Here is a 10,284-nt window from a genome sequence, read left to right on the forward strand (position 1 = left end):
GGGCGCGGGGCAGCAGCATTTGCGGCTCCGCCGCGGGGCGCGACCAGCCCCCACGGACCCGCAGCTGCCCACAACCCATCGCGCGAAGCGCTGCGGGGTTGTCGCGTGCCCCGCCGGCTAGGCGACCGGCACCCGGGTAAACCGCCCGGCCACCCGAAGATCCCCCTCGATCCGCCCGGCCGTCGCGGCCAACTCCGGCAACACCTCACCCACACACTGCTCAACGGTCCGCCGAGAACTGTGCATCGCCACGTTCACGGCCGCCACGACCCGCCCCGCACGATCCCGCACCGGAACCGCGATCGACCGCAGCCCCTCCTCCAACTCCCCGTCCACGAGGGCGTATCCGGCCTCCCGGACGCGATCGAGGGTGGCCGCGAGGGCATCCGGGTCCGTGACCGTGAGTGGGGTCAGCGCGTGCAGGCCGGTCAGGAGCGGGCCCCGCTCGGCCGCGGTGAGGTCGGCGAGCATCACCCGGCCCAGCGAGGTCGCGTAGGCGGGGAAGCGCGTGCCGACAGTGATGTTGACGCTCATGATGCGGCTGGTGGCGACGCGGGCCGTGTACTGGATCTCGTCGCCCGCGAGGACCGCGAGGGACGCCGAGTCGTGCAGCCGGCCGGCGAGTTCGGCGAGATGCGGGGCCGCGATCTGCGGAAGCGTCGTGCGGGAGAGCGGCGGGAAGCCGAGGGCCAGGACGCGCGGCGTCAGCGTGAACGTCCGCCCGTGTGCGGCCACTTGGCCCAGGTGCTCCAGCGTGATCAGCGCACGCCTGGCCGTCGCCCGCGCGAGCCCGGTGGCCTGCGCGACCTCGGTGAGCGTCAGCTCGGCCCGGCCCTCGCCGAACGCCGTGATCACGGTCAGCCCGCGGGCCAGCGACTCGACGAACTCCCGGCCCAGTTCCTGCTTCGAGGCCCCGGTCCAGGTGGCGAGTCCGGCGCGTGCGGCGGGCTGCTGGGCGGGGGCGTCCCGCAGATCCCGTTCCATCGCGCGCACGGTCGCCCGCAGCCGGGGCAGCAGGGTGTCCCGCAGGGAGCCGGCGGTGTGCCTGCTGGTGTGGCTCACCACGCTCACCACACAGGCGATACGCCCACCGCGATCCCGTACGGGCACGGAGACCGCGACCAGGCCCGGCTCGATCAACTGGTCGTCGAGCGCCCAGCCACGCGCTGCCGCCTCACGCGTCCGCTCTTCGAACTCGTCGTCCCCGGTGGGGTGTTCGCGGGGCGGCACGGCGGGAAAACCGTGGTCCTCGGGGTCGGCGGCCCGCCGTTCGCGCCAGCGCGTCCAGTCCTCGTCGGTCCACCCCGTGGCGAACAGCGGGCCCGGCGCGGTCCGTTCGGCCGGGAGCAGATCGCCGATGCGGAAGCTCAGCGACATCGCGCGGCGCCGGGTCGCCTGGTGGATGAAGCGGATGCCGTCCCGGTCGCCGACCGCCAGTGACACCGACTCGTCCAGTTCGTCGGCGAGCGCGTCGGCCCGCCCGTCCAGCAGCCGGGGGAGCCGCAGGGCGGCCAGGTAGGCGTTGCCCAGCTCCATCAGCCGCGGCGTGAGCACGGCGTCCCGGCCGTCGAGACGTACGTATCCCATGCGGGCCAGTGTTGCCGCGATGCGGTCCACCGTGGATCTGGCGAGGCCGGTGGCCTTCTCCAGGGCGCTGAGGCTCGACGTGCCGCCTGCCTCGGTGAGCCGGAGCAGGACGGTGATGCCTCGCATCAGCGGGGCCACTGCCTCGACGGGTACGACTGCGGGGCCGACTGCGTCGGGCTTGGCGGGTGTGAGGTGGGTCGGTGGCATGGCTCCCCATTACGGTGTGCGGACCACGGTAGTGAATGGGGGCGGACGGTCGTGCCGAAGCTGCGGGCCGTCAGTGGCTGGTCGGGCCCACGCGGCGGAGCCGCATATGTCACAGCCCCGCGCCCCTGAAGGGGCACGGCCGTCTGAAGGGGCGCCACATCTCCGCCCACAAGCCGCAGCTCACGATGCCGCTTGGCGGTCGCGGGTCACGTACACCTGGTGGTTGCCCGTGGCGTCGGCGCCCGCGACAGTGATGCGGATGCCGGCTCTGAGGTCTTTGAAGTACTGGCCGGGGGAGAAGGCCGCGTCGGAGAGTTCGGCGTGGACGTTGGGGCTGCGGGTGCAGCCGCCGCTGTCCTTCGTGGAGTCGATCACCGTGATCGGGCCCCGGCCGGTGTCGACGTTCGCGTCGACCTTGTAGATGAGCACGCCCGTCTTGCAGACAGCGTCGTCGTTGCCGGTCTGGGTGCGCAGCTCGACCGCGTACCCCGTCTTCGAGTCGACGGGGACGAAGACCAGTTTGCCGCCGGTGCCGGGCTCGGCCAGCGGGGTCAGGACGTGCTCGGTGGTGCCGGCCGCGGACGCGCAGCCGACCTGGGCGTCGTCGAGCCAGCCGAGCTTCCACTTGTGCCAGCCCAGCAGGTCGTTGTCGGCCCCCCAGTCCTCGCTCATGATGTCCCAGTGCCCGACCGCGGCGCCCCCGTCCTGGGTGTAGAGGTCGGGCAGCCCGAAGACATGGCCGTTCTCGTGGGGGAGTACGCGGTAGCCGGTCTCGTCGTACGAGCCGGAGCCGTCGTCCTGGCGGGAGTAGACGAACGACGCGTTCGCGACGGGCACCCCGTCCGCGACCGGCGCCTCCGTGTTGCCCGCGAACGTCACCGACAGGACCGTGTCCAGGGCGGAGGGGCCGGCGTTCGGGGTCAGCAGGACGTTCAGCAGGTCGTACTCCCTGAAGTCCACCTTCGGATCGGCCGCGGCCACGATGTCCTGGACCAGCTCGCGGTAGCCGGGGTCGAAGGGGGCCCCGCGTTCTATCCCGTACTCCTCGAAGGACTTGGGCATCCGCAGCCAGCCGGGTATCGGGGCCTCGGGTCGGTAGTCGAGGCGGCCGTACGAACTGGTGCGGAACCAGTTGGTGGTCTGCGGGAAGAACTCACCGAAGCGGTCGAGCGCGCTGCCCTCGCCGTTCGCGTCGGAGAAGTCGACCATCAGGTTCAGGGCGCGGACGGTGCCGGTGGAGCGCGAGTAGCCGGCCGGGGTGGGGATGCCCTCGGACATCTGCACGCCCATCGAGCCGCTGATCATGCAGGGACCGAGGGGGGAGGAGCGCGCCAGCGCGATGGGTCCCGCAGCCGTGGTGGCACCGGTCGTCAGATGTCCGGTCCCGGCCGAGGTGCTGACCGCCAGGGTGAGGACGGTGACCGAGGCGAAGGCTGCGGCGCGGCGGCGCGGGGATATCCGACGGCTGGTCGGCTGCATGCAGGGGCCTTTCGCTCCAGGCAGCCGGCCGGTGTGGCTGCACCCTGTTCGATCACCCTGTGCCGCCGGATGCGCGGGCGCGCGCTGGAGGAGCCCGATCGTGGGTTTCTTGCTCGCGGGACCCTTGAAGGGGTGTGACGCGGGTCACATCAAATCTCTTCGAGGTTGGGAAATAACCGGGGATCGTTTCCCCGTTTAGCCATGTGTCCGAGCGAAACGGGGAGTGGATCCCCGGATCGCACCCACCGGCTCAAGGAGTACGCCGTGGAGACCGCAGTCCGCGTACAGCACAAGGTGACCCGGCCGCGCGCCGACGCCCTGCGCAACCGGGAGCGGATCGTCACCGCCGCCCGCGAGATGTTCGTGGAGTTCGGCCCCGACGTGCCGCTCGACGAGGTCGCTCGCCGGGCCGGCGTCGGCAATGCCACGGTGTACCGCAACTTCCCGGACCGGGACGCACTGGTGCGGGAGGTCGTCTGTTCGGTCATGGACCGCACGTCGGAGGCGGCCGAACTCGCGCTCGCCGAGACGGGCGACGCGTTCGAGGCGCTCTCGCGCTTCGTGCACGCCTGTGCCGACGAGCGGCTCTCGGCCCTCTGCCCGATGATGTCCAGCGCCTTCGACCAGCACCACCCGGACCTGGAGGCGGCGCGTGAGCGGATCGAGGAACTGGCCGAGCGGCTGATGGCCCGCGCCCGCGAGGCCGGACAGCTCCGACCCGACGTGGGCGTCGGCGACCTCATGATCGCCGTGGCCCAGCTCAGCAGGCCCCCGGCCGGTACCGCGACCCTGTGCTTCGACCGGTTCGTCCACCGCCACCTGCAGCTGTTCCTGGACGGTCTGCGGGCCCCGGCCCGATCCGAGCTGCCGGGCATGACCGCGACCATGGAGGACCTGCGCCAAGGCTGACCGATGACTTCCGCCCCTTGCGGCGGTCCCTACCAGCGATGACCCGACCAGTACGCGCGTAACCCCACTTACGCACCGAACTCACCGAACACCCCGGCCGTCACCGACGACGTGCCGCGCCCTCTCACTGCCTTTTTCGATCCGAAGTCCCGAAGTGGGTACCTCCATGTCTGAAACAGCCCAGGCCACCGCCGGTACGGCGCAGGCCCCCGATTCCAACCGCTGGAAAGCGCTGACCTTCATCGCGCTCGCCCAGCTCATGGTCGTGCTCGACGCGACCATCGTGAACATCGCGCTGCCCTCGGCCCAGCAGGACCTGGGTATCTCCGACGGCAACCGGCAGTGGGTCATCACGGCCTACGCCCTCGCCTTCGGCGGACTCCTCCTCTTCGGCGGCCGGATCGCCGACATCTGGGGCCGCAAGCGCACCTTCGTCACCGGCCTCATAGGCTTCGCCGGCGCCTCCGCCCTCGGCGGTGCCGCCACCAACGAGGCGATGCTGCTCGGCTCCCGCGCACTGCAGGGTGCCTTCGGCGCACTGCTCGCGCCCGCCGCTCTCTCGCTGCTCGCGGTGATGTTCACCGACTCCAAGGAGCGCGCCAAGGCGTTCGGCATCTACGGTGCGATCGCCGGTGGCGGTGGCGCCGTCGGCCTGATCCTCGGCGGCTTCCTCACCGAGTACCTGGACTGGCGCTGGACGTTCTTCGTGAACATCCCGTTCGCGGTCGTCGCCGCTGCCGGTGCGTACTTCGTCATCCGTGAGCCGGCCGGCCGCAACCGCTCGCCGCTCGACATCCCGGGCGTCGTCCTGTCGACCCTCGGTCTGGTCTCGCTCGTCTACGGCTTCACCCGCGCCGAGTCCGAGGGCTGGGGCGACTCCATGACGATCGGCCTGTTCGTCGCGTCGGCGGTGCTCCTCGCGGCCTTCGTCCTCGTCGAGTCCAAGGTCAAGGCCCCGCTGCTGCCCCTGCGCGTCATCACCGAGCGCAACCGTGGCGGTGTCTACCTCTCGCTCGGTCTCGCGATCATCGCGATGTTCGGCCTGTTCCTCTTCCTGACCTACTACCTGCAGATCGTGAAGGGCTACTCGCCGGTCAAGACCGGTTTCGCCTTCCTGCCGATGATCGCGGGAATGATCACGGGCTCCACGCAGATCGGCGCCCGGCTGATGAACCGCCTCCCGGCGCGTCTGCTGATGGGCCCGGGCTTCCTGGTCGCCGCGGCCGGCATGCTGCTGCTGACCCAGATGGAGATCGGCTCCTCGTACGCGGCCCTGCTCCTGCCGGCCATGCTGCTGCTCGGCCTCGGTATGGGTACGGCGTTCATGCCGGCCATGTCCCTGGCCACGCTGGGCGTCGAGCCGCGTGACTCCGGTGTCGCCTCCGCGATGGTCAACACCTCGCAGCAGGTGGGCGGCGCGATCGGTACGGCTCTGCTGAACACGATCGCCGCGTCGGCCACCACGGCGTACGTCAAGGACCACATCGCCGGTGCCACCACCCAGCCCCAGCAGCAGCTCGTCCAGCTGCAGGCCCAGGTGCACGGCTACACCAACGCGATCTGGTTCGCCGTCGGCATCCTCGTCGTCGCCGCGGGAATCGCCTTCACCTTCATCAACGCGGGAAGCCCCGACTCCACGGCGGCCGCGGGTTCCGTCGAGGGCGCCGAGGACGACCTGAAGGTCCCGGTCATCGCCCACTAGGCGCTTCGCTGGGGCGCGGTCATGAGACTGCGGGTCCGCTGTGGCCGACCACGCAGTTCCCCGCGCCCCTGAAGGGGCTCGCCCGGACCTGAACGAGGCCACCCACTGACCTCGTACGTATGCAGGGGTGGGGACGCCTTCATACGTACGAACCGGGATCTGCCCCGGCTCCGAGAGCGGTGGAGCCGGGGCAGATCCATGCCCGGGACCGCGTGAGCGGCCTTGAGGGGGCACGGCGAACGGTGCAGTCTTCAGGCGCGCGGGGAACGGCGCAGTCTTTTAGGCGCGCGGGGGAACGGCGCAGCTTTTCAGGCGCGCGGGGAAGGGCGCGGCTTTTCAGGCGTGGGGACGGCGCAGTTTTAGGGGCGCGGGGAACGGCGCAATCTTTCAGGGGCGCGGGGAACTGCGCGACCAGCCACAGCGAGCCCGCACCCGAAACGAACGCGGCGACCCCTACCGAAGCCAGGGCAGGTCCGCACCTGCCCCCTCCGGCTGCAGCCCCTCCGCGATGATCAGCATGGCCTCGCCGAGCGCCTTCTGCTGATCGACGGTGAGCCGGTCGAAGAACGCCTGCCGGACCGCCGCCACATGCCCGGGCGCACTCCGCATCAGAACCTCGTACCCCTCATCCGTCAGCACGGCGAACTGCCCCCGCTTGTCCGAAGGACAGTCCTCCCGCCGCACCCACCCGTTCTTCTCCAGCCGCGCGATCGCGTGCGAGAGCCGGGACCTGGTGATCTTCGCCTTCATCGCCAGCTCGGTCATCCGCAGCCGCCGACGCGGCGCCTCGGCGAGACCGACGAGCAGGCCGTAGTAGATGTGAGGCATGCCCGCATCACGCTGCAACTGGCGGTCGAGATGGTCGTCAAGAAGGGTGGTGGCATGAATGTACGCACGCCACGTGCGCTGTTCCTCGTCACTGAGCCAGCGCGGCTCGTCAGCGGATGCCGTGTTCATGCATCTACTGTACGAGACCCCTCCTTGAACGTTAAACAAATGGGGAGTATCCTCACTTTGTAGAGGTTGATACTTCAAGTAAGTGCCCTCGACCGAGGTCGGACGCAATCGGCCGAACCGGTAGAACGAGTCCCCAAGGGAGCCGCCGCCATGTCCGCCGCCATCGAGGAACGAGCCGTCGTGGAGCGCATGCCCGCCCTCTACCTCTCCCACGGCGCCCCGCCGCTGGCGGACGACCCGGTCTGGCCCGGCCAGCTCGCCGCCTGGTCCAAGGATCTGCCGCGCCCCAAGGCGATCCTCATGATCTCCGCGCACTGGGAGGAGGCCCCGCTCGCCCTCGGGGCCACCGAGACCGTCCCCCTGGTCTACGACTTCTGGGGCTTCCCCGAGCACTACTACAAGGTGCGGTACGAGGCACCCGGCGCACCCGAACTCGCCGAGTCCGTACGCAAGTTGCTGCGCACCCCCGGCATGCCCGTCCAGGACATCCCGGACCGCGGCCTGGACCACGGCGCGTACGTCCCGCTGGTGGAGATGTTCCCGGCGGCCGACATCCCGGTGCTCCAGGTCTCGATGCCCACGCTCGACCCCGTCCGCCTCATGGAGATCGGCCGCAAGCTGGCACCGCTGCGCGACGAGGGCGTCCTCATCGTCGGTTCCGGGTTCTTCACCCACAACCTGGCGGCCCTGCGGCAGGGTGGGATCCCCGGCTGGTCGGCGGAGTTCGACGAGTGGGGCCACCGGGCCCTGGACTCGGGTGACGTCGACGGCCTCCTCGACTTCCTCCACAAGTCCCCGGCGGGACAGCTGGCCCATCCGCGTACCGAGCACTTCGCCCCGCTGTTCGTGACGATGGGCGCGGCGGACGCCTCCGGCGAGCTGGACGCCCAGCGCTCGGTGATCGACGGCTTCTGGCTGGGCCTGGCGAAGAGGTCGGTGCAGTTCGGCTGAGCCCGACGGGCCTCGGCGTACGGGCCCCGGGCGAGGCGCTCGGGGCCCGGCCATGGTGCGGAGCCCTCAGAGCTCCTTCTCGTACCAGGCCACGTCCCAGTACCGCCCGAACTTCCGGCCCACCTCCCGGTACGTACCGACGTACCGGAACCCGAACCGCTCGTGCAGTCGCACGGACGCCTCGTTGGGCTGGGCGATCCCCGCGTAGGCCCGGTGCAGGTCCTCGTCCGCGAGAGCCCCGAACAGGGCCTTGTAGAGCAGCGTGCCGACACCCCGGCCGCCGGCGTCCGGGGCGAGGTAGATCGTCACCTCCACGGACGTCTCGTACGCGGGCTTCGGCCGGAAAGCGCTGGATGTGGCGTAGCCCAGAATCCGCTGTGAGTCCCCGGCCGTGGCAACCATCAGCCGATGTGGGCCGTCTTCAGGGTGGGAGAGCAGCCAAGGGCGGCGCTCCACCGGAGTGAAGGTCGCTGTGTCGAACGTGATCGGCGTCTCACGCACGTAGTGGTTGTAGATGTCAGTGAGGGCGTCGAGATCGCTCTCGACTCCCGGTCTGACCTGCACCTCTGTACGTTCCGACGACATCTGCCCTCCCCCGGTGGCCGGACAGGGTACTGCAAGATCAGAAAAATCGAGTAGCGCGTTGGGAATTCTGTCCGGATTCCAGTCGTTGTTTCCATCGGATGCAGGGCACCCGGGAGGGTGTCCGAGCCACCACCAGAACCACTAGGACCCGCAAGCCCACCATCGCAAGGGAGCACGCATGGCAACCCGTGCCGTCGCCCGTCGTAAGTCCGCCTCGGGCGGGACCGACGCGGCACGCAGTGTTCGCGTCGTAGGCGGCGAGATCGCCGACCGCGACCTGGTCGGCATGTATCTCGACGAGATCGCGCGCACACCGCTGCTCGACGCCGCCAAGGAAGTGGACCTCTCCCAGACCATCGAGGCGGGCGTGTACGCCCAGCAGATCCTCGACGGCGAGGTCACCGACACAAAGGTGAAGGCCTCCCGCGAGGAGCTCGAAGCGCTGGTCGCCGACGCCGAGCGGGCCAAGGACATCTTCATCCGGTCGAACCTCCGCCTGGTCGTGGCGGTCGCCCGCCGCTACCCGCGCAGCGGCCTGCCGCTCCTGGACCTGATCCAGGAGGGGAACGCGGGCCTGGTCCGAGCCGTCGAGAAGTTCGACTACCGCAAGGGCTTCAAGTTCTCGACGTACGCGACCTGGTGGATCCGTCAGGCCATCACCCGTTCCATCGCCGACCAGTCCCGCACCATCCGCCTCCCCGTCCACCTGGTGGAGGAGCTGGGCCGGATCCGCCGTGTGCAGCGCGAGTTCAACCGCGAGCACGGCCGTGAGCCGGAGCCCACGGAGATCGCGGCGGAGCTGGACACGAAGCCGGAGCGCGTGGTCGACGTGCTGGACTGGGCCCGTGACCCGGTCTCGCTGAACATGTCGGTGGACGACGACGGTGACACCCAGTTCGGTGACCTGCTGGAGGACACCTCGGCGGTCTCGCCCGAGCAGTCCGTGCTCACGCTGCTGCGCAGCGAGGAGCTGGACGACCTCATCGGCCGCCTCGACCAGCGCACGGCCTCGATCATCAAGATGCGGTACGGCATCGAGGACGGCCGGGAGCGCACGCTCACCGAGGTCGGCAAGGAGCACGGCCTCACGCGCGAGCGCATCCGCCAGATCGAGAAGCACGCGCTGTTGGAACTGAAGAAGCTGGCCCGCGATACGGGCTTCGACGCCGCCGCGTAGGCTGCCCCTGGCGGCCGCGTGCCCCGGCCGCCGGCGGCCGGGGCACGCCCTGTGGTGGGTGCCTCCGGCCGGGGGCGCGTATCGCGCGCCGGGCGGTTGTGACCGGTTTCGCGGGGGCGGGTGTGTACTGTCTGCCGGAAGCGGGCGGGACGCCTCCCGCGACGGCAGCGGAACCCGTTCCGGGCGGGCGGTCCCGGGCGGTGAAATTCACTGTCGTCGGGAGGATTGGCCTCGCTCCGCCGGGGCAGGCGGTCCTACCGGGCCAGGTACCTCGGACCGGGGTCGACCGTGCCTTGCGGGGCGGCCGGGTCAGGTCTCGAACGAAGTCGTACAGAAGTCCGTTTACCGCCGCTTCAACACATCGGCCCCGGGGCACAAGACTCCAGGGCCCACAGAGCCGAGTCCCGACGCACACCCCCCCGGCGCCGGGACTCTCCCAGAGCCGAGCTCCGGCGCCTCCCCCCCCCCTGGCGCCGGGGCTCGGCTCCATCTTTGGGGGTGCGGGTGCGGGTGCGGATGCTTGGGCACGGGAGTGCGGTGGCCCGGGCATGGCTGCCCGGGCCACCCCGGACCTGAACCCCGGGGTGACCCGGGTGGCACATTGTGCCACGCGGGCAAACTCTGCCCTCACGGGTGGCGGCCCAGGGGTTTTCCGCCCCCGCCGCCCCTACCCTCCCCCACTCTCGGCTTCGCTCGAGCGGGGGGACCCCCATCGTCCCTTACTCAGGGG

Annotated in this window: 8 protein-coding genes; 4 read left to right on the forward strand and 4 right to left on the reverse strand. The window is 70.4% G+C overall.

Going from position 1 to position 10,284, the window contains the following annotated elements:
- Positions 1-117: 117 nt before the first annotated feature.
- Positions 118-1,794 (reverse strand): IclR family transcriptional regulator C-terminal domain-containing protein, encoded by a 1,677-nt coding sequence (locus O3Q52_RS40390; RefSeq protein WP_269653539.1) that lies wholly within the window; start codon positions 1,792-1,794, stop codon positions 118-120.
- 180 nt (positions 1,795-1,974) lie between these two features.
- A complete protein-coding gene (locus O3Q52_RS40395; protein ID WP_269653540.1) occupies positions 1,975-3,273 on the reverse strand; it encodes a M6 family metalloprotease domain-containing protein in 1,299 nt (432 codons plus the stop codon).
- A gap of 264 nt (positions 3,274-3,537) precedes the next feature.
- Between O3Q52_RS40395 and O3Q52_RS40400 the strand changes: the two genes are divergently transcribed.
- Both O3Q52_RS40400 and O3Q52_RS40405 read left to right on the forward strand, forming a co-directional pair.
- The gene (locus tag O3Q52_RS40400; protein WP_269653541.1) at positions 3,538-4,182 is read left to right on the forward strand and encodes a TetR/AcrR family transcriptional regulator; all 645 of its coding nucleotides are present in this window, start codon (positions 3,538-3,540) and stop codon (positions 4,180-4,182) included.
- Between the two features lie 166 nt (positions 4,183-4,348).
- Positions 4,349-5,884 carry an MFS transporter gene (locus tag O3Q52_RS40405; protein WP_189837034.1) on the forward strand — a complete coding sequence of 512 codons (1,536 nt, stop codon included), beginning with the start codon at positions 4,349-4,351 and terminating at the stop codon, positions 5,882-5,884.
- A 453-nt stretch (positions 5,885-6,337) separates the two neighbouring features.
- On the opposite strand, the gene O3Q52_RS40410 is transcribed toward O3Q52_RS40405, so the two are convergent.
- On the reverse strand, positions 6,338-6,841 hold the full coding sequence (locus O3Q52_RS40410) for a MarR family winged helix-turn-helix transcriptional regulator (protein ID WP_269653542.1): 504 nt from the start codon (positions 6,839-6,841) through the stop codon (positions 6,338-6,340).
- Between the two features lie 150 nt (positions 6,842-6,991).
- On the opposite strand from O3Q52_RS40410, the gene O3Q52_RS40415 reads away from it, so the two are divergent.
- Positions 6,992-7,792, forward strand: a complete 801-nt coding sequence (locus tag O3Q52_RS40415) for a dioxygenase (RefSeq protein WP_269653543.1) — start codon at positions 6,992-6,994, stop codon at positions 7,790-7,792.
- A gap of 66 nt (positions 7,793-7,858) precedes the next feature.
- On the opposite strand, the gene O3Q52_RS40420 is transcribed toward O3Q52_RS40415, so the two are convergent.
- Positions 7,859-8,377, reverse strand: coding sequence for a GNAT family N-acetyltransferase (locus O3Q52_RS40420; RefSeq protein ID WP_269653544.1), 519 nt, complete (start codon positions 8,375-8,377; stop codon positions 7,859-7,861).
- A 178-nt stretch (positions 8,378-8,555) separates the two neighbouring features.
- On the opposite strand from O3Q52_RS40420, the gene O3Q52_RS40425 reads away from it, so the two are divergent.
- Positions 8,556-9,554, forward strand: a complete 999-nt coding sequence (locus tag O3Q52_RS40425; RefSeq protein WP_269653545.1) for an RNA polymerase sigma factor RpoD/SigA — start codon at positions 8,556-8,558, stop codon at positions 9,552-9,554.
- Positions 9,555-10,284: the final 730 nt, after the last annotated feature.

The organism is Streptomyces sp. ActVer, from assembly GCF_027270795.1.
Lineage (GTDB): Bacteria > Actinomycetota > Actinomycetes > Streptomycetales > Streptomycetaceae > Streptomyces > Streptomyces umbrinus_A.

Coding starts and splice junctions, on each gene's coding strand:
- O3Q52_RS40390 (WP_269653539.1), bottom strand. CDS start 1,794: ATGCCACCGACCCACCTCACACCCGCCAAGCCCGACGCAGTCGGCCCC.
- O3Q52_RS40395 (WP_269653540.1), bottom strand. CDS start 3,273: ATGCAGCCGACCAGCCGTCGGATATCCCCGCGCCGCCGCGCCGCAGCC.
- O3Q52_RS40405 (WP_189837034.1), top strand. CDS start 4,349: ATGTCTGAAACAGCCCAGGCCACCGCCGGTACGGCGCAGGCCCCCGAT.
- O3Q52_RS40410 (WP_269653542.1), bottom strand. CDS start 6,841: ATGAACACGGCATCCGCTGACGAGCCGCGCTGGCTCAGTGACGAGGAA.
- O3Q52_RS40415 (WP_269653543.1), top strand. CDS start 6,992: ATGTCCGCCGCCATCGAGGAACGAGCCGTCGTGGAGCGCATGCCCGCC.
- O3Q52_RS40420 (WP_269653544.1), bottom strand. CDS start 8,377: ATGTCGTCGGAACGTACAGAGGTGCAGGTCAGACCGGGAGTCGAGAGC.
- O3Q52_RS40425 (WP_269653545.1), top strand. CDS start 8,556: ATGGCAACCCGTGCCGTCGCCCGTCGTAAGTCCGCCTCGGGCGGGACC.